We start from the raw sequence: 19,759 nt of genomic DNA on the forward strand, positions 1-19,759 counted from the left end.
TCCTTAGCGGACCGTGCTGCGGGTGAAGCCCGCCAAGTGTTCCGGAAGGTATCGTTCGGGGACGTGCGGGCTCGACCACGGCTCCAGGAGTTCGGCCAGCCGCGGCGACTTCTGGCCGTAGTACTGCTCGAGTTCGGTGGTGTCCATCCACTCCACGCCGTCTGAAAGGTGCTTGCTGATGAGCTGCATGTGAGTCGCCATGGAGTCTGCGTCCGGGTGGACCTGGACGCAGGTCACGCGGCGGGTGTCCTCGTCGATGTAGAAGTTGAATGAAATGAGCCGCGGCTCGTTGATCTCGACAAAATCGGTGTGCTCAGACAGTGCCTTCCTCGCGTCCTCGACCCTGCCTTCCTTGATCGTCCAATTGCCGACGAATACGAATGTTCCATTCATGGTTCTCACTCCTTGCTCTCTCTTGTTGGGGGTCCCCTCTGGGGCTTTTTCCATGGTCCGCCCGGCCGCTAACGCCTCGCTAAAGCCGGATCCGGCCGGGATCCGGCGGTGCTAGATTGGTGCACGGGGCGATCTGGCGAAGGCGGCTGTCGGTGGAATTCCGCATCCTCGGACCGATGGAGGTTCGCGAAGGGACCCGGCGCCTCGACGTACCGGGCGGGCGGGCCCGTGCCCTCCTCGCGATGCTGGTCCTGCATGCGGGTGACGCCGTCCCTTCCGAGCGTCTTGTCGACGAGCTGTGGGGCGAGCAGCCCCCTCCCACCGCTAACACCGTGGTGCAGATGCACGTCTTGAAGCTGCGCAAGCTGCTCGAGCCTGACCGCGAAGCCCTTGGCCACCCGACGCTGTTGGTCACTCAAGGAAGCGGCTACCGGCTGGCAATAAGTCCGGGGGACGTTGACGCCGGTCGTTTCAAGCAGCTCCTCGACCAGGCCGCCGGCCAGCCTGCGGAGCCGCGCTCCAGGCTCCTTACGGAGGCGCTGGCCCTCTGGCGCGGCCCGGCACTGGCCGACTTCGCTTTCCACCCGTTCGCCCAGGGCACCATCACCGCCTTGGAAGAACTGAGGCTGTCCGCGCTCGAGGCGCGCATCGAGGCAGACCTCGAGCTGGGCCGGAATCATGGTTTGGTCGCCGAGCTCGACCTGCTCGTCGCCGAGCACCCCTTCCGGGAGCGGCTCTCCGGCCTGCTGATGCTTGCCCTTTACCGTGCGGGCCGGCAGGCGGATGCGATCGCTGCCTACCGCGACGCCCGCAACCGTCTGGTGGACGAACTTGGCGTCGAGCCCGGCCCCGGGCTGCGTGAGATCGAAGCAGCGGTTCTCCGGCAGGATCCTTCGCTGGGGGAACGTTCCCCGACGCGGGTCGTGACCGAAGGCTGGCTGCCCCGTGAGCGCCGCATGGTCACGGTGGTCGGTCTTGAGATCGTGCCGGCGTCCGACGACGACGCGGACGCCGAAGCCCTGGCCGCAGCGGGTACGCGTGCCAACGAGGTTGCCGCTGCGGTGCTGCGCACCCATGGCGCACGCGTGGAACAGGTCGTGGGTGGCCTGATGGTCGCGTTCTTCGGGTTCCCGGTGGCGCATGAGGACGACGCCGTGCGGGCCGTGCGTGCCGCCGTCGAGGTTTGCGACCGGCTCGCGACTGTCGACGAGCCCGTCGTTCGGCATGCCGCGCGGGCCGTCGTCGAGACCGGCGACATCGTGGTCAGCGGATCGGGCGGGTCGCTCGCTGACATGGTGTCGGGTCCGGCGGTCACCTCCGCTTTCCGGCTCCAGCGGCTCGTACGCGACAGTGACGTCCTGGTGGGCCCGCGCACCCTGCAGCTCGTGCGCGGCGCGGCGGTTGTGGTATCCGTGCCAGGTGAGACCGCTGCGTGGCGGGTCATCGGGATGATGGACGACTCCCGCGGCAGGCTCCGCTTTGATTCCACGACCGTGGGACGGGCGGAGGAGCTGGTCAGAATCCGTACCGCATTCCGGGCGGCCGGCCGGGCCGGTGTGCCGGGGCGCTTCACCGTGGTGGGGGAGGCCGGCATCGGCAAAACCCGGCTCGCCGCAGACTTCGCCGACAGCGTTGACGGCGAGGCCCTGGTGGCCTGGGGCCGCTGTGCGTCGTACGGCGAGGGCATCACGTTCCTGCCGCTCCGCGAGGCCCTCCTCGACGCCGCAGGCGAACGTGGCTGGCCGGCGCTTGCCGAGCTCGTGCCGGAAGACGCCGCGGTAGTGGCCGCCGGGCTGGGTCTGGCCGAGGGCACGGAGACTGTGCCCGCCATGTTGCGTGCAACGGTGCGGCTGCTGGAAGCACTCTCCGCCAGGCAACCCCTCCTGCTGGTGCTCGACGACCTGCACTGGGCGGAGCCGACACTGCTAGACCTCGTCGACCAGGCAGTAGGCTCCGGGAAAGGACGGCTGTTCGTGCTCTGCCTGGGGCGTCCCGAACTGCTGGACCAGCGGCCGGAATGGACCGATGCGCTCGTCCTCGAGCCGCTCCCCGCCGATGACGTGGCGGCGTTGCTGCGGGGCCGGGCACCCGGGATCGACGTCGAGGCCGTCACTGCCATCGTCGACCGCGCCCGTGGGAATCCGCTGTTCGCCGAACAACTCCTCGCGGCGCACGAGGAGGCGGACCTTGACGCGCTCCCGGATTCGCTCCGTGCCCTCCTCGCGGCGCGTCTGGACCGGCTCGGTCCCGGCGAGCGGGACCTGCTGAGAGTCGCGGCGGTGGCCGGTGACGACTGTGGCCGCGACGCGCTGGCGGCGCTGTTACCGGACGGGGCGCGGGCCTACATTGAGCGGCATCTCTCCACTCTCAAGGCCCGGCGCCTGTTGACGGGTGGGAGCAACGGCGTGGTCCGCTTCGGACATGTGCTCATCCGCCTCGCGGCATACCGCTCCATGACCCACCCGGACCGCGCCGCACTGCATCGGCGCTACGCCGAATGGCTCCAGGACGGCGGGCCGGAGCGGCCACCCGAGCTCGACGAGATTGTGGGCTACCACCTGGAGCAGGCCGTACTCAGCCTTCGGGCTATCGGCGCCGGCGACGAGTCCCTGGCGGCCCGGGCGGGCGCGCACCTGTCCCGCGCGGGAGAACGCGCCGCCGCCAGATCCGATCAGACCGCGGCCCGGAATCTTCTGTCCCGGGCGCGGGCCATGATGGCCGGGGACGATTCCGCGAGCGGGACGCTTACCCAGCGCCTGGCCGAGGTCGATCTCGTGCTCGGCCGGTTCCCCGAGGCACAGCAACTCCTCCTGGAGTTGGCCCAGCGTTCAGCCGCCGCGGGCAACGACGTCGCCGCACGGGCGGCACTCCTCGAGCACGCCCGCATCCAGTTCATCGTCGGTCCGGATCCCGTGCCGCTATCGTCGATCGGGCGGGAAGCCGCCGAGGCGGAGTCATTCTTCACCGCACACCATGACGACAGCGGCCGCTGCCGCGCGATCTTCCTGCAAGCCTGCGTCCGGGTGCGGCAGGGCCGCCTCACCGAGGCGGAGCGGGCTTTCCGGGCCAACATCGAACTTGCAGACCGGGCGAAGAGTGTCCGGGAACAAATGGCGAACCGTTGGTTGCTCGCGGAGGCGCTCGCCGCGGGCCCGGTACCGGTGCGGCAGTGCCTGCCGGAGATCGAGGCCATCGCCCTGCCGGGTGTTGAGCACCCCGGATTGTTGATCCACGCGGGTTGGCTTCACGCAATGGAGCGCCGCTTCGACGAGGGCCGGGAGCTGTTCGACCGGGCCCAACGAGCCGTGCAGGAAACCCTGCACGCACCGCGCCTCCTTATGTTCGTGGCCGCAGTCCGGGGAACTGCCGAGCTCCTCGCCGGCAATTTCCCCACCGCAGAGGCAGCCCTGCGGACCCAGCTCGACGCTGCCAGGCGTACTGGCGAGCGGCAAAACTTGCCGACGTCCGCCGCCCGCCTGTCGCTGCTGCTCCACGAGATGGGGCGTCCCGAAGAGGCTGCCGAGCTCGCCGCGCTGGCGGCCGCGACCGCACCTGCCGAGGGCGTGGAGGCCAGGGCCCTCTCGGCGGCGGCGTCTGCAATGGCCTCGAAAGATCCGGACAAGGCACTAGTCCTTGCCCTTGAGGCGCTTCGATGGGCGCCGGCCGAGATGCTGAACCTGCGCGGCGACGTGCACCGTACAGTGGCCGGCGTTTGCTTCGCCCGCGGCGACAGTGCCAGGGGTGACGCCGCTCTGGCGGAAGCTGCGCGCTGCTATCGGGCCAAGGGAAACCTGGCCGCGATGGCTCATCTGCACTGAAACCTCATGTGCGCAGAAGGATCCGGATCGCCGCTTTCGCAAGCACGGCCTAACCGGCGATGAGCTTCCGTGCCGCAGCCGTGTGCTTCGCCGCCAGTCCTGCCACGTCCAGGCCGGGGATGGCGCCGTCCACCACCCGCCAGGTTCCGCCGACCATCACCCGGTCCGCGCGGTCCGCGCCGCACAGCAACAGGGCCGCCACCGGATCGTGGCTGCCGGAAAACCGCAGCTCGTCCAGCGTGAACATGGCCACGTCCGCCTGCAGGCCCGGCGCCAGCTGCCCGATGTCCGCACGGCCCAGCACCGCCGCCGAACCCCGGGTGGCCCAGCCCAGCGCCCGCTCCACCGGAACGTCCGCGCCGTATCGCAGCCGTTGCAGGTACAGCGCCTGCCTGGCCTCCAGGACCATGTTCGACGCGTCGTTGGATGCCGATCCGTCCACGCCCAGTCCCACCGGAACCCCGGCGGCCTCGAGTTCCAGCACCCGTGCGGTGCCGGACCCGAGCCGCATGTTCGACGTCGGGCAGTGCGCGACGGCGGTGCCCGCGGCTCCCAGCCGGGCGATCTCGCCGTCGTCGAAATGGATGCCGTGGCCCAGCCACGTGCGGCTGCCGAGCCAACCGACGCTCTCCAGGTAGTCCACGGTGCGCAGCCCGAACATTTCCCGGCAGAAGTCCTCCTCGTCCAGGGTTTCGGCCAGGTGCGTGTGCAGGCGGACGTCGTGCTTCTCAGCCAGGGCGGCGCTTTCGGCCATGATCTCCTTGGTGACCGAGAACGGGGAACATGGCGCCAGCGCAATCTGGATCACGGCGCCCTCGCCGGGCTCGTGGTACTGGCGGATGAGCCGTTCGCTGTCGGCCAGGATCGTCTCCGGGTCCTGCACCGTGGACCGCGGCGGCAGCCCGCCCTCGTCCTCGCCGAGCGTCATGGAACCGCGGGTGAGGGTGGCCCGCATGCCCATGCGGCGCACCACGGCCGCTTCGACGTCGATGGCGTCCTGCAGGCCGGCGGGGAACAAATAGTGGTGGTCCGCTGCGGTGGTGCAGCCCGAGAGCAGCAGTTCCGCGAGGGCCACCTCGACGGCGAGTTCCAGGCTCTCGGGGGTCAGTCGCGCCCAGACGGGGTAGAGGTTCTGCAGCCAGGGGAAAAGCGGAGCGTTGGCCACCGGCCCCCAGGCGCGGGTGAGGGTCTGGTAGAAGTGGTGGTGCGTGTTGACCAGGCCCGGAAGCAGGACGTGCCGGCCGGCGTCGAAGGTCTCATCGCACGGCGCGGACGGCTGCCCGCCGGCGGGTACGAGTTCGGCGATTTTTCCCTCGCTGACCACCAGGCCGCCGCCGGCCTCGAGGCCGTTGGCGGTGAAAACGGCGAGCGGGTTCCTGATCCAGAGCCTGGACGGGGAAGGGACTGACGCGGTACGGGCCATGAGGGACTCCTTTTGGCTGTTGACGGTATGCGTTCCAGCTCAGTTAGGCCCTGTCTGCTGATCCAGGTGTACGGACAGCGTAGGGTCGCGCGCTCCTGTCTGCCTAGTGAGACCGGCGAAACAAAGATTTCACATCGCGATATTTATTTTTCAAAAAACTATGGCGCGGCTCACAGCGTGGTGCTAATCTCTAACTGCCAAAGGCGGGCACCCGGTCTTCCGGGAAGCTATCTACCAGGCGTAACTCAACCTTCATCGCAAATGCTGAAGCCTGGTAACCGCGGCACAGTTCCGTTCCCTTGGTGTTTTTCGGTCGCCAGCGCTTCCACAGCAAAAGGAAGTCGCACAAATGAGTACAACCGTCACGGCCGAAAAGTTCCTGGCCACCTCCATTGAATTGGCAACTGCCAACGTCCTGAACAGCGGGGGCCCGTTCGGCGCCGTCGTGGTCAGCGCGGACGGCAGGGCCTTCGAAGGCGTCAACCGTGTCACGGCCAGCAACGATCCCACGGCCCACGCTGAAGTCACCGCCATCCGCAACGCCTGCCGCGAACTCGGAACCTTCGATCTGAGCGGCGCCACCCTCTACACCAGCTGCGAGCCATGCCCCATGTGCCTGGCTTCCGCGCTCTGGGCCCGCATCGACCGCGTGTTCTTCGCCGCGGACCGCCACGACGCCGCCTCCGTCGGCTTCGACGACGCCGTCTTCTACGAATACTTCGAGAATGACAACCGGGACGAACTGATGCCGGTCGCCCGGCTGGAACTCGGAGACACAGGGGCCCCGCCCGTCATCCAGCCGTTCACCACGTGGAACACCCTCGATTCCAGGATCGATTACTAGGGCCCGGTGGCTGAAATGACAATCCTGGACAATTCCGCTGAAAAGCAGGCTGCGCTGCTCCCCAACGGGAACAACGGCGCAGAGCCCACAGCGGCACACGCAAAGCCCAAGACTTCGCACGCCGGTAACGGCAAGAAGCCGCCGGCCTTCCTGGACAAGTTCTTCCAGATCTCCAAGCGTGGGTCCACGCTGGCCCGCGAATTCCGCGGCGGCCTGGTCACGTTCTTCACCATGGCGTACATCGTCATCCTCAACCCGCTTATCCTGGGCGGCTTCTCGGCAGAGAACGCGCCCACGGATGTCGCCGGGGGTTGGCTCTCGGCCGCGCAGGTCGGCGCCGTCACAGGCCTTACCGCCGGGGTCATGACGATTGTTTTCGGCCTGGTAGCCAACCTGCCCTTCGGCCTCGCGGCCGGCCTGGGCATCAACTCCTTCCTCGCTGTCGCGGTGATCCAGGAGGTCACGTGGCCCGAAGCCATGGGCCTGGTGGTCATCAACGGCATCCTGATCGTCCTGTTCGGCGCTACGGGCGCCCGGACGGCGATCTTCAAGGCAGTGCCCAAGGAGCTCAAGGCCGCCATCACGGTCGGCATCGGCCTGTTCATCGCCTTCATCGGCTTCGTCGACTCCGGCTTCGTCCGTGCCACCAAGGGTGGCCCGCCGGTCCAGCTCGGCAACGATGGATCCATCACGTCCATCCCCACACTCGTTTTCATCGTCGGACTGCTGGTCATGGGTATCCTCGTGGCACGCAGGATCCAGGGCGGCCTGCTCATCGGCATCGTCGCTACAACCGTCCTCGCCGCCGTTGCCGAGGCCGTGTTCCGGATCGGTCCCGGCGGCGCGGACAACCCGGGCGGGTGGCACCTGAACACCCCGGTGCTCTCCGGTCACCTGGTGTCCGTCCCCGACCTGGGCCTGGTGGGCCAGTTCGACCCCTTCGGCTCGTTCGCCCGGATCGGCGGCCTCGCCGCCACCATGCTGGTCTTCACCCTGGTGTTCACCAACTTCTTCGACGCCATGGGCACCATGACCGGCCTGGCCAAGAGCGCCGGCGTGGCGCACAAAGACGGCACGTTCCCCAAGCTGAAGTCGGCCTTCATCGTTGAGGGCATGGGCGCAGTGGTGGGCGGAGGAACCTCCGGCTCGTCCAACACCGTCTACATCGACTCCGCGGCCGGCATCGGCGAGGGCGCCCGCACGGGCCTGGCTTCCGTGGTCACCGGTGTTCTGTTCCTGGGCTCGATGTTCTTCACGCCGCTGACCTCCGTGGTTCCGCTGGAAGTTGCGGCGGCCGCCCTGGTGGTGGTCGGCGCGATGATGATGGCGCAGATCCGGGAGATCAAGTTCACCAAGTTCTCCATCGCGTTGCCGGCGTTCCTCACGATTGTGACCATGCCGCTGACCTATTCGATCGCCAACGGCATCGGCGTCGGTTTCATCTCCTTCGCAGTGGTCAACGCGGCGTCGGGCAAGGCGAAAAAGGTTCATCCGCTCATGTGGGCGGTCACCGCCGGCTTCATCATCTACTTCGCCCGTGGTCCCATCAACTCGCTGATGGGCATCTAGCCGCCCCGGCCTTACATGCCCTGTCCCGCCTGCCTCAGTGCGCCTTCTTCCCAGAAACCAAGGGAAGAACAAGACTAGGGGCAGGATCGCGAAACGTTCCGGGCGGGCCCTCCCGCCCGGAACGTCACGGTAAAGGAAGTGATTTCCATGCTGGATCTGATGCCTTCACTGGGCAGCTGGCGGCCTGCGGTCTCCGGCCAACGATGCGCTGTGGCCACGATCGTGGGGACAGGCGGCTCCGTGCCGCGGCCCATGGGGACGTCCATGATGGTCTCCGAAGACGGCCAAATACTGGGCAGCTTGTCCGGCGGTTGCGTGGAAGGCGCCGTGGTTGAAGCGGCCCTGGAAGCAATGCGCGACGGCGGCCCCCGCCTTGAGTCGTTCGGCTACAGCTCCGAGGACGCGTTCGCCGTCGGACTCACCTGTGGAGGGGAACTGGAGGTCCACATCCAGCCGCTCGTCGCAGGATCCAGCGAGCTTGCATTGATAACCGGACAACCCAGCGAGGCCCCAACGGCCCTGGCCCTCATCCGCCGGCTCGATACCGGGGGAGGCGTGGTGGTGATCAACGATCCCGTGCGTTTCCGGGCCATGGAGTCGCCGGAACTCGCCAAACTGGTGGGCGACAATCCCGCAACCCTTTTCGCAGCAGCTGCGCAGGTGGAGCCGCTGCTTCAAGGCGGCCGCGCGGGCCTGATCCGGCTGGCGCCGCCTGAAGGCTGCATCGACGGCTGGGTCACTCTGGATCGCTGGGATAACCCCCGTGAGGAACCCGAACCGCAGCCCATCACCTTGTTCGTCGAAAGCCGCTTGCCAGCTGCCCGCATGCTGGTCTTCGGTGCCAACGACTTCGGAGCCGCACTGCTCCCTGCCGGGCAATTGCTCGGTTACAACGTGACCCTGTGCGATGCGCGCCCCGCGTTTGCACAGCAGAGCCGCTTCTCCGGTGCTGACCACGTCGTCACCGACTGGCCGCACCGCTACCTTGAGAGTGAAGCCGCTGCAGGACGCATCGATCACCGCACTGTTGTCTGCGTCCTGACCCACGACCCCAAATTCGATATCCCCTTGCTGGAAACAGCCCTGGGCCTCAAGCTCGCCTACGTCGGCGCGATGGGTTCGCGGCGCAGCCACCGGCAACGCATCGATGCCCTGCTGGACAAAGGTACCCCGGCGGAAGCCCTTGAACGCCTGCATTCACCCATCGGACTGGAGCTTGGAGCCGTTACTCCCGCCGAAGTCGCCGTTTCCATCACCGCGGAAATAGTGGCCGAACGGGGCAGCAGGGCCTGCGGCAGCAAACCAGGCTTCCGTTCCCTCAAGGACAGCTCCGGGCCCATCCACTCCGGGCCCCGCACCTCAGACTCTCTCACCCAGGAGGACTCATGGACATGAACACCATCGAGGCCGTGGTACCGACCACGGACCCCGCACAGTGGCGCCCCGGAGACGCGTGGTTGGCCGGCGGTACTGTCCTCTTCTCCTACGGAAGCACCGTCCTGCGGCGCCTCTTGGACCTGGGCCAGGCCGGCTGGCCCGCCATCACCGTGACAGATGCCGGCATTGAACTCGCCGCCACGTGTACGGTTGCCGAGCTGTACGCCCTGCCGGACTCCGCGTCAGTGGCCGGCCGCGAATGGCCCGGCCTGGCTTTGATCCGGCCATGCTGCGACTCCTTCGTGGCCTCGTTCAAGGTGTGGAACATGTCCACCGTGGGCGGCAACATCTGCACCTCGCTGCCCGCCGGGCCCATGATCTCCCTGTGCGCCGGGCTCGACGCCACCGCCACCCTCCTCGGCCCCGGCGGTAGCACCCGCACGGTCCCGGTGGCAGACTTCGTCACCGGCGACGCCGCAAACTGCCTTGACCCGGGCGAGCTGCTGCGCAGCATCTTCATCCCGGCAGCCGCGCTGTCCGCCAAGGTGGCGTTCCGGCGGCTCTCGCTAAGCAACCTCGGCCGCTCCGGTGTGCTGCTGACCGGGCGTCTTGATCCCGACGGCGGCCTGGTCCTGACGGTCACGGCCGCCACCAAACGCCCGGTGCAGCTGCGGTTCGCCGCGGCGGAGCTGCCGGACGCGCAGCAGCTGGCTGCCGCCGTCGGGCACGCGATCCCTGCCGAGCTGTACCACGACGACATCCACGGCCTGCCCGCCTGGCGCCGCGACATGACATTCCGCCTGGCGGAGGAAATCCGCGCCGAACTCCTGGGTGAAGGAACCCGGGTTTCCGGGGATTTCTGGAGCCCTTCCGGGAAACCGCACGCCACTTCCGCGCAGCCTTCCGCTGCACCGACTTCCGCCCCCACGAAGGAGGCCCCGAATGGCCATTGAGATCAACGGAACCCCCGCGGCGGAAGGGCCGCGCCCGGGCCAGTGCCTGCGGACCTTCCTGCGCGAGCAGGGCAATTTCGGGGTCAAAAAAGGCTGCGACGGCGGCGACTGCGGCGCCTGCACCGTCCATGTGGACGGTACCCCGGTGCACAGCTGCATCTATCCGGCCGTGCGTGCGGAAGGGCATTCGGTGACCACCATCGAGGGCCTGGCAGCGTCCGCGGGCTGCGCCGAGGGGGAGCTGCATCCCGTGCAGGAACAGTTCCTGGAGAACCAGGGCTTCCAGTGCGGCTTCTGCACGGCGGGCATGATGATGACGGCCGCCACTTTCGACGAGGAACAGAAAGCCAACCTGCCCCGCAGCCTCAAGGGCAACCTCTGCCGCTGCACCGGGTACCGTTCCATTGCCGACGCCGTCTGCGGCACGGCGGCGCACGCAGGTCCCGGGTCCGGCCAGCTGGGCGACAACGTTCCCGCCCCTGCCGGGCACGCAGTCGTCACCGGTACCGCCCGCTACACCCTCGACGTGCCGGCCGAACAGCTTCCCGGCCTGCTGCACCTGAAGCTGCTGCGCTCACCGCACGCGCATGCCCGGATCGTGTCCATCGACACGGCGGCCGCGCTGCGGGTGCCCGGCGTGGTGGCCGTCTTCACCCACGAGGACGCCCCGGCGCAGCTGTTCTCCACGGCCCAGCACGAGATGTACACCGACGACCCGGACGACACCCGGGTGCTGGATGACGTGGTGCGCTTCATCGGGCAGCGGGTGGCCGCCGTCGTCGCCGACTCGGTGGCCGCGGCGGAAGCCGGGGCCCGCGCTGTCGAGGTCGAGTACGAACTCCTGGACGCCGTCTTCACCCCGGCCCAGGCCCTGCAGCCGGGGGCGCCCGCCGTACACGGCGACAAGGACGGCGAGGTCAGCCGGATCTCCCGGCCCCTGGAAAACGTGGTGGCAGAGGTCCACTCCGAACTGGGTGACGTGGCCGCGGGCTTCGCCGCCGCGGACGTCATCCACGAAAAGACCTACCAAACCCAGCGTGTTCAGCACGTGGCGATGGAAACGCATGCCTCGATCGCCTGGCTCGACGAGGAGGGCCGGCTGGTGGTCCGCAGCTCCAGCCAGGTGCCGTTCCTGGTCAAGCGGACCCTGGCCCGGGTCTTCGACCTGTCCGAGGATCGCGTCCGGGTGGTCGCCGGCCGGGTGGGCGGCGGCTTCGGCGGCAAGCAGGAGGTGCTCACGGAAGACCTCGTGGCCCTCGCGGCCCTGAAGCTGCGCCGCCCCGTGCAGGTGGAGTTCACCCGCACGGAGCAGTTCACCGCCACCACCACGCGCCACCCGTTCACCATCAAGCTCAAGGCGGGGGCCAACCGCGACGGCTTGCTCACCGCGCTGCAGCTGGACGTGGTCACGAACACCGGCGCCTACGGAAACCATGCGCCCGGGGTCATGTTCCACGGCTGCGGCGAATCCCTCGCGGTGTACAACTGCGACAACAAGAAGGTGGATGCCCGGGCCGTGTACACCAATACGGTCCCGGCGGGAGCGTTCCGCGGCTACGGGCTGAGCCAGATGGTCTTCGCGATCGAATCCGCCATCGACGAGCTGGCCGAGGGCATCGGCATGGACCCCCTCGATTTCCGGCTCAGGAACATGATCCGGCCCGGCGATGACATGCTCTCCACCCAACCGGAACCGGAAGAGGACGTGCTCTACGGCAGCTACGGCCTGGAACAATGCATCTCGCTGGTGCGCGACGCCCTCGGCCGCGGGGCGGAGCGGTACCGGAACGCCGGCCTGGAGGACCTGGGGCCCGAATGGGTCACGGGCACCGGTGCCGCCTTGTCCATGATCGACACCGTCCCGCCGCGCGGCCACTATGCCCACACGCGGCTGAGCCTGCTGCCGGACGGCAGGTACGACGCCGCCGTCGGGACCGCCGAATTCGGCAACGGCACCACCACGGTGCACGCCCAGCTCGCGGCGACGGCACTGGGCACCCGGGCCGCCGAGGTGGCGGTGCGGCAGTCCGACACGGACCTCGTGGAGCACGACACCGGCGCGTTCGGCTCCGCCGGCACCGTGGTGGCCGGGCAGGCGACGCTGCTCGCCGCCCAGGAGCTGGCCCGCCGGATCCGCACCGTGGCTTCCGTTCTGAGCGGAGTCCCGGAGGCGGACTGCGTGCTCGACGGCGCAACTGTTGTGTGCGGCGGACGCAGCCTGCCGCTGGCGGAGGTGTACAGCGGGGCGCACCGGGCCGGCGTCGAACTGTCCGCCGAGGGCCGCTGGGGCGGTACCCCGCGTTCGGTCGCGTTCAACGTCCACGGCTTCCGGGTGGCCGTCAACACCGGCACCGGGGAGCTGCGGATCCTGCAGAGCGTGCAGGCCGCCGACGCCGGCGTGGTGGTCAATCCGCGGCAGTGCCGCGGGCAGATCGAGGGCGGGATCGCGCAGGCCCTCGGCGTCGCGCTGTACGAGGAAGTGAAAGTGGACGACGCCGGCCAGGTCACTACGGACATCCTGCGCCAGTATCATATCCCCTCCTTCGCGGACGTGCCGCGCAGCGAGGTGTACTTCGCCTCAACCAACGACGAGCTTGGCCCGCTGGGGGCGAAGTCGATGAGTGAAAGCCCCTTCAACCCGGTGGCGCCCGCGCTCGCGAACGCCATCCGGAACGCCACGGGGGTGCGCTTCACCGAACTCCCGATCGCCCGGGACAAGATCTACCTGGGACTGAAGGAGCAGGCCCGGGAAGAGGTGGGCGTCTAGGGAAAGTTCAGCCCAGCAGGTGCAGGTTTGCCTTCGTGTCCACGTCGCCGCCGTCGGCGAGGTCGCCGCAGTCCACCAGGTCCACCAGCCCGGGGTGGGCCTTGAGGAAGAGCCGGGCTCCGGCGTCGCCCGCTGCGGACTCCGCGGCCTCCTCCCGCAGTTCGGCGTCGATCACCAGGGGGTGGCCGCGGCGGAGCGTGCCTGAGAGCTCGGGGTAGGCGGCGGCGGTGATGCGGCCCGGGCGGTGCCGGGCAAGCAGCCGGGCCACGATTTCGGAACTGAGCCCGGGCTGGTCCACGAGCGCCACCATGACATTGTTCCCGGCGCTCGCCGCCATGATTCCGGCGCGGAAGGAACCGGACATGCCCTCCGCCCACTGCGGGTTGGTGAGCACCCGGTGGCGGGCAAGCCCGGGGAGGGCTGCCACCTTCTCCGCCTCGGCGCCCAGCACCACGATGACCTCGGAGCAGCCGCCGGCCAGGAGCACGTCGGCGAGCTCTTCGACCAGGGTGCGGTCGCGGAAGGGCAGCAGTGCCTTGGGGCCGAGGCCGAGCCTGGTGCCGGCCCCCGCGGCGAGGAGCACGCCGATGGTTGGCTGTGTGGGCGAAGCGGACATGAGGCAAACCATACCCTCCGGACGGCCGATTGTGACCCGGGCGCGGTCCGGGCCACCTTGACGGGCAGGTGACCGGGGTCATATCGTTGTTTCACCATTCAAAAATTACATTCCGCTATGTGGAAACTCTCAGTGAAGAGCGGTTCAGCCGTGGCGGAACTCCCCATGAAGCAACGTTAGAAGTGGAGACCCACGATGAATTCGACGACCCCCGTCGGCAACGCATCGGCTCCGGAACAGGCGCTGTTGCCTGAAAGTTCCGCGCATCCCGCCGCAGGCAACGCGGCCCTCTGCGACGCTGCCTCGGCAGCGGCTGGCCGCGCCATCAGCCCCGCCCTGTACAACCTGGACCTGGCTCCCACCAAGAGGGAAGGACGCCGCTGGACTGGCTACAGCATCTTCACCCTCTGGGCCAACGACGTCCACAGCCTCGGCAACTACGCCTTTGCGGTGGGCCTCTTCTCCCTCGGCCTGGGCGGCTGGCAGATTCTCGTGGCGCTCGGCATCGGCGCCGCGCTGCTGTTCGCCCTGCTGAACTTCTCCGGCTTCATGGGCCACAAAACCGGCGTTCCCTTCCCGGTGATGAGCCGCATCAGCTTCGGCATCCGCGGCGCACAGCTTGCTAGCCTCGTCCGCGGTGCGGTGGCCGTGGCCTGGTTCGGCATCCAGACCTTCCTGGCGTCCGTGGTGTTCCGCGTCATGCTCGTGGCCATGTTCCCGGGCCTTAAGGAACTGGACGGCAACTCGATCCTGGGCCTGTCCACGCTCGGCTGGCTCACCTTCGTGGCCCTCTGGATCATCCAGCTCGTCATCGTCAGCTTCGGTATGGAAATGATCCGCAAGTACGAGGCCTTCGCCGGCCCCGTCATCCTGGTGACCATGGTCCTCCTGGCTGCCTGGGTCTTCTTCGAAGCGCACGGCTCCATCCAGTGGACCGGCATCAAGGGACTCGAAGGCGCCGAAATGTGGCGCACCATCTTCGCCGGCGGCGCCCTGTGGGTCTCCATCTACGGCACCTTCGTCCTGAACTTCTGCGACTTCACCCGGTCCTCGGCCAGCAAGCAGTCGATCGTCCGCGGCAACTTCTGGGGCATCCCGATCAACATGCTCGTCTTCGGCGCCATCGTAGTGATCCTGGCCGGCGGCCAGTACAAGATCAACGGCACCGTCATCGAGAGCCCCTCGCAGATCATCGAAAGCATCCCCAACACCTTCCTGCTCGTGCTGGCCTGCCTCGCGGTCCTCATCCTCACCATCGCCGTGAACCTGATGGCGAACTTCGTGGCCCCCGTCTACGCCCTGACCAACCTGTTCCCGAAGCACCTCGACTTCCGAAAGGCGGCGTGGGTCAGCGGCACCATCGGCCTGGTCATCCTGCCCTGGAACCTTTACAACAACCCGCTCGTGATCGTGTACTTCCTGGGCGGCCTCGGTGCCCTCCTCGGCCCGCTGTTCGGCGTGGTCATGGCCGACTACTGGCTGCTCCGCCGCGGCAAGGTGGACGTCCCAGCCCTCTACACCGAGGACCCGGACGGTGCCTACTTCTACAAGAAGGGCGTGAACCCCAAGGCAATCACCGCCATGGTCCCCGCCGCCGCCGTCGCGATCCTCATCGCCTTCGTCCCGGCACTGGAAGCCGTGGCACCCTTCGCCTGGTTCTTCGGAGCGGGTGTGGCCGCCATTGCGTACTATCTGGTCTCGGACCGTGAGCAGCGCCACGCCGACGTCTCCGGCGAACCGATCGCCGTCGCCAGCACCCACTAAGCACCGCCGGGAACCCAGGAGGAAACCATGCGCATCCTTGTCGCCAACGTCAACACCACCCAGTCCATGACCGATTCCATCGCGGCCCAGGCAGCGGCCGCCGCGGCCCCGGGCACCGAGATCGTGGGGCTCACGCCGCGCTTCGGCGCCGACTCCTGCGAGGGCAACTTCGAAAGCTACCTCGCGGCGATCGCCGTCATGGACAAGGTGCTCAGCTACCCGGAACCGTACGACGCCGTCGTCCAGGCCGGCTACGGCGAGCACGGCCGCGAGGGGCTGCAGGAGCTCCTGGACGTCCCGGTCGTCGACATCACCGAGGCCGCGGCCAGCACCGCCATGTTCCTGGGCCACAAATACTCGGTGGTCACCACCCTGGACCGTGCCGTCCCGCTGATCGAGGACCGCCTGAAGCTGGCCGGCCTCGACGCCCGCTGTGCCTCCGTGCGCGCCAGCGGCATGGCCGTCCTGGAGCTCGAGGAGCACCCGGACCGCGCCGTCGAAGCGATCGTGGAGCAGGCCGAACGGGCCGTCCGCGACGACAAGGCCGAGGTGATCGTGCTCGGCTGCGGCGGCATGGCGGGCCTCGACGAACAGATCCGCCGGCGCTGCGGCGTCCCGGTGGTCGACGGCGTCGCCGCCGCGGTGACCATCGCCGAGTCGCTCGTCCGGCTGGGCCTGTCCACCTCGAAGGTGCGCACCTACGCGGCGCCGCGGCCCAAGACTGTCGTAGGCTGGCCCCTGCTGGCGGAAGCCACCGCAGCACGCTGATCCTGCTCCGCAGCAGCCGGAAGGAACACCATGACTGAACCACAGACCCCGCGCGTCGCGGTCGTCACCGGAGCCGGTTCCGGCATCGGGCGGGCGGTGGCCCGGCTGATGCTCGCCGAGGGCTGGTCGGTCGCCCTGGCTGGCCGGCGGGAAGCTCCCCTTAAGGAGACCGCCGCCGGCCACCCGGAGGCCCTGGTGGTGCCCTGCGATGTGACACTGCCCGACGGCGTGACGCACCTTTTCGAAGAAACCCGCCGGCGCTGGGGGAGGGTGGATGTGCTGTTCAACAACGCGGGCATCTTCGGCCCCTCCGGCAGTGTGGATGAAATGGACCTGGCCGGCTGGGAGAACACCCTGGCCATCAACGTCACCGGCGCCATGCTCTGCGCGGCGGAAGCGGTCCGCACCATGAAGGCACAGGAACCGCAGGGCGGGCGCATCATCAACAACGGCTCCATCTCGGCCCATTCGCCCCGGCCCCTTTCGGTGGCGTACACGGTGAGCAAGCATGCCATCAGCGGCCTGACCAAGAGCGTTGAGCTGGACGGGCGCCCCTTCGGCATCAGCTGCGGGCAGATCGACATCGGCAACACCCGCACCGAAATCATGGACACCATCGGCGTCGGTTCCGGCGCCCTGCAGGCAGACGGCAGCCGCCGCGTGGAACCCATGTTCCCCGTGGAGGACGCCGCCCGTGCGGTGCTCCTGATGGCCGGCATGCCGCCGTCGGCCAACGTCGGCTCGCTGCTGGTGACCGCGGCCGGCATGCCGTTCATCGGACGCGGCTAGCGACCTTCGGAGGCAAACACCGCGGCCTCAGAAGATCGACCAGCCCGTCCGCATGGTGAGTGCGTCCAGGGCCGCGACGCCGGCCACCGAGTTGCCGGAGCGGTCCAGGCCCGGGCTCCAGACGCAGATCGTGCAGTTGTTGGGCATCACGGCGATGATGCCGCCGCCCACTCCGCTCTTGCCGGGCAGCCCCACGCGGTAGGCGAATTCGCCCGCCGCGTCATAGGTACCGCAGGTCAGCATGACGGCGTTGATCCGTTTGGTCTGCGACGCCGACAGGAAGGAAGTGCCGTCGGCTTTCCTGCCGTTGCTGGCCAGGAACCTGGCCGCCAGTGCGAGGTCCGTGCAGTTCATCGCAATGGAGCACTGGGCGATGTAGGCATCGAGCACCGCGTCAACGCTGTTTTCCAGGTTGCCGTAGCTGGCCAGGAAGTGTGCCAGGGACGCGTTGCGGTGGCTGTTACGGGCTTCGGAAGCGGCAACCTCGGCATCGGACTCGATGCCGGGATTGCCGCTTTCGTCCCGCATGAAGCGGCGCACGGCCTCTGCCGCGGAGCCGTCCGTGGCGGTGAGCAGCCTGTCCGTGACCACCAGCGCCCCGGCGTTGATGAACGGGTTACGCGGTATCCCGTCCTCGTGCTCCAGCTGCACCAAGGAGTTGAAGGGGTTGCCCGACGGCTCGCGGAAGACGCGTTTCCAGATGCTGTCCCCGTTCCCGGCCAGGACCAGTGCCAGGGCAAACACCTTGGAGATGCTCTGGATCGAAAACGGCACTGTCGCGTCGCCGGAAGCATAGACCTCTCCGCCGCGGGTGGCGACGGCGATGCCGAACTGGTTGGTGTCCACCGCCGCAAGGCCAGGGATGTAATCCGCCGCCGCGCCGTGGCCGATGAGCGGCCGGATGTCCCCGACGACGTCGTCAAGGAGGTTCTGCAGGTCAATCATCAGGTGGTGGCCTCGAATTGTTTGTTCACTGGGATGGTTTCGTTCACTTGGGTTGGTCGTTCAAGGGCGCCGTGGAGTGGGTCCACAGCCGGATCTGCAGGTGCGCCAACAGCCGTTGGTCGGGATCCTGCAGGTCGATGCCGCTCAACTCGCAGGCGCGGCGGAGCCTGTAATGCACGGTGTTCCGGTGGACCGCAAGCTCCTCGGCGCACCGGTTCACGTCCCCGAAGAACTCCAGGTACGCGAGGATCGTGGCAGCGAACTCGGGATACCGGCTGCAGAGCAGCGCGACGCCGTCGTGCCGCAGCCGGGTCCTGGACCCCAGGAGGCCAAAGAGCTCCCGCGTGAGCACTTTGGTCTCCACGTCACTGTAGGAAGCGACGCTGATGGACGGCGTATCCCCCAGGACCTCCAGCACGCTGCGGACGTGCCCCAGCGTGCTGTGGAGTTCGTCAAGGCGGTTGACGACCGGACCTACCGCCGCTTGCACCTGGCAGTTCAGGTGTACGCGGGCATCCCGGACGATGGCGTTGACCAGGCGATTGATGGCCGGAGGCGACTTCACTGGATCAAGGTCCGGCAGGATCATCGCGATCTCGAGTCCGATGGCCCCTACCACCGCGCCGGGCCGATAGGCAGCAGCGTGGATCGATGCGATGTTGGCCAGCTCGCCGCGCCGCAGCTGCAGGCCAGAGGCCGTGCCGTCGTCGCCCTTGGCCGAGATGAGCACCAAGGCTGCCGGCCTGGCCGGATCGATGCCCGCCGACTGGGCCTGCGAATGGATTTGCGGCGTGCCGCTGAGCAAGCTGGAAATCCGGTCCCGCCGCAGCGCCTGGGATTGTTCGTTGCGGTGCCTGACCAGCTCGATTGCAGCATGCCGTGCCGCGCCCACGAGGATGCGGTCCGTGTTGGCGGCCAGGGGCTCGGTTCCTTCCTGCAACCAGATGTACCCGAGCACCCGGCGTCCGGCATGGATCCCGATGGCGACCCGCTCCCGGAGGCCTTCCTCCGGATTGGCTGCCATGTGCACAGGAGTTTCAGATGCCTGCAGGTGCCGGTACACGCCGGATTCCTTGAGGAGCTTTTGGTACCGTTCCGGTCCCCGCCGGCCAAGAATGGACAGCCTGCGCAGTTCGTCGACGTCGTTTGAGGCCGGCGAGTAGGCCAGCACCCGGTTGGCCGGATCCTCGATGACCACATGGCCGTTGGCCAACGTGGCCGTGGTCGCGGCGATTGCGAACAGGTCCCGGTGCATGACGTCCGATGCTTCCACGGAGAGGCCCGGCTCCTGGATGCGGTCCTTGGCGATGCCTTCGAAGGCGTCCCACCGCATGGCCGAAGGCACGGCGATCAGCCCGGTGCCCACGGGACGCAGGAGCTCTGCGATGGGCTCAAGCTCGGCCTCGGTGCCCTTGACCGCAATCGCCACAGGCCGCCAGGGGAGCAGCCTGCGAACTGCCGGGAGGGCTGCGCGGCCCCGGGCGCCGATCAGCAGGACCAGGGTTTCCGGCTGGAGGGGTTCGTCGTCCTCTGCGTCCGCGATGACCGTTTCGCGGACGGTGCCGTTATCCGCGGCCGGGGCGACCACCAAGCGTCCGTGGTCGACTCCAATGTCTTCAAGTATGTCGCTGAGCATGGCGCCTTTGACATGCTCAGCAGTTTTGTGGGGTGCCACTGCTTTTCTTTCTCTGAGGAGGTATCCGGCCAAGAACATTACTCCCCGTACCTCCGGG

14 protein-coding genes are annotated in these 19,759 nt (G+C 68.0%); 9 read left to right on the top strand and 5 right to left on the bottom strand.

All coding sequences use genetic code 11. The features are described from left to right. Positions 1-3: 3 nt before the first annotated feature. Complete coding sequence (locus tag BLP88_RS03160) at positions 4-393, bottom strand: hypothetical protein (RefSeq protein WP_074586844.1); 390 nt, start codon at positions 391-393, stop codon at positions 4-6. 152 nt (positions 394-545) lie between these two features. Between BLP88_RS03160 and BLP88_RS03165 the strand changes: the two genes are divergently transcribed. Further along, positions 546-4,211 (top strand): ATP-binding protein, encoded by a 3,666-nt coding sequence (locus tag BLP88_RS03165; protein WP_074586845.1) that lies wholly within the window; start codon positions 546-548, stop codon positions 4,209-4,211. 49 nt (positions 4,212-4,260) lie between these two features. Here the strand turns inward: BLP88_RS03165 and BLP88_RS03170 are convergent, their stop codons facing one another. Beyond that, positions 4,261-5,634 carry an 8-oxoguanine deaminase gene (locus tag BLP88_RS03170; protein ID WP_074586847.1) on the bottom strand — a complete coding sequence of 458 codons (1,374 nt, stop codon included), beginning with the start codon at positions 5,632-5,634 and terminating at the stop codon, positions 4,261-4,263. A gap of 349 nt (positions 5,635-5,983) precedes the next feature. Here BLP88_RS03170 and BLP88_RS03175 point away from each other — a divergent pair, with 349 nt between their 5' ends. From BLP88_RS03175 to BLP88_RS03195, 5 genes are all read left to right on the top strand, one after another. Beyond that, positions 5,984-6,478: a nucleoside deaminase gene (locus tag BLP88_RS03175; RefSeq protein WP_074586849.1), complete on the top strand. Its 495-nt coding sequence runs from the start codon at positions 5,984-5,986 to the stop codon at positions 6,476-6,478. Positions 6,479-6,493: 15 nt separating this feature from the next. Beyond that, the gene (locus BLP88_RS03180) at positions 6,494-8,047 is read left to right on the top strand and encodes an NCS2 family permease (protein WP_218872283.1); all 1,554 of its coding nucleotides are present in this window, start codon (positions 6,494-6,496) and stop codon (positions 8,045-8,047) included. A gap of 147 nt (positions 8,048-8,194) precedes the next feature. Continuing rightward, a complete protein-coding gene (locus tag BLP88_RS03185) occupies positions 8,195-9,442 on the top strand; it encodes an XdhC family protein (RefSeq protein ID WP_074586853.1) in 1,248 nt (415 codons plus the stop codon). Further along, positions 9,433-10,377 (top strand): FAD binding domain-containing protein, encoded by a 945-nt coding sequence (locus BLP88_RS03190; protein ID WP_074586854.1) that lies wholly within the window; start codon positions 9,433-9,435, stop codon positions 10,375-10,377. The genes BLP88_RS03185 and BLP88_RS03190 overlap by 10 nt, the downstream gene beginning before the upstream one ends. Then, the gene (locus BLP88_RS03195) at positions 10,367-13,144 is read left to right on the top strand and encodes a molybdopterin-dependent oxidoreductase (protein ID WP_074586856.1); all 2,778 of its coding nucleotides are present in this window, start codon (positions 10,367-10,369) and stop codon (positions 13,142-13,144) included. Before BLP88_RS03190 ends, BLP88_RS03195 begins: the two co-directional genes overlap by 11 nt. Positions 13,145-13,151: 7 nt before the next feature. Here the strand turns inward: BLP88_RS03195 and nboR are convergent, their stop codons facing one another. Beyond that, positions 13,152-13,760, bottom strand: a complete 609-nt coding sequence (gene nboR, locus BLP88_RS03200; protein WP_074586857.1) for a nicotine blue oxidoreductase — start codon at positions 13,758-13,760, stop codon at positions 13,152-13,154. A 195-nt stretch (positions 13,761-13,955) separates the two neighbouring features. Between nboR and BLP88_RS03205 the strand changes: the two genes are divergently transcribed. From BLP88_RS03205 to BLP88_RS03215, 3 genes are read left to right on the top strand one after another with little or no spacing between them, the layout of a single operon-like run. Then, complete coding sequence (locus tag BLP88_RS03205) at positions 13,956-15,524, top strand: NCS1 family nucleobase:cation symporter-1 (protein WP_084110738.1); 1,569 nt, start codon at positions 13,956-13,958, stop codon at positions 15,522-15,524. A gap of 27 nt (positions 15,525-15,551) precedes the next feature. Beyond that, entirely contained in the window at positions 15,552-16,292 is a 741-nt protein-coding gene (locus BLP88_RS03210; protein WP_074586858.1) for an aspartate/glutamate racemase family protein, read from the top strand. A 30-nt stretch (positions 16,293-16,322) separates the two neighbouring features. Further along, positions 16,323-17,081 carry an SDR family oxidoreductase gene (locus BLP88_RS03215; RefSeq protein ID WP_074586860.1) on the top strand — a complete coding sequence of 253 codons (759 nt, stop codon included), beginning with the start codon at positions 16,323-16,325 and terminating at the stop codon, positions 17,079-17,081. Between the two features lie 27 nt (positions 17,082-17,108). Here BLP88_RS03215 and BLP88_RS03220 read toward each other — a convergent pair whose 3' ends face one another. Together BLP88_RS03220 and BLP88_RS03225 are read right to left on the bottom strand one after the other, a co-directional pair. Continuing rightward, positions 17,109-18,023, bottom strand: coding sequence for a glutaminase (locus BLP88_RS03220; RefSeq protein ID WP_074587192.1), 915 nt, complete (start codon positions 18,021-18,023; stop codon positions 17,109-17,111). A 46-nt stretch (positions 18,024-18,069) separates the two neighbouring features. Next, positions 18,070-19,662: a PucR family transcriptional regulator gene (locus tag BLP88_RS03225; RefSeq protein WP_074587193.1), complete on the bottom strand. Its 1,593-nt coding sequence runs from the start codon at positions 19,660-19,662 to the stop codon at positions 18,070-18,072. Positions 19,663-19,759: the final 97 nt, after the last annotated feature.

Source organism: Arthrobacter cupressi (assembly GCF_900099975.1).
Taxonomy (GTDB): domain Bacteria; phylum Actinomycetota; class Actinomycetes; order Actinomycetales; family Micrococcaceae; genus Arthrobacter; species Arthrobacter cupressi.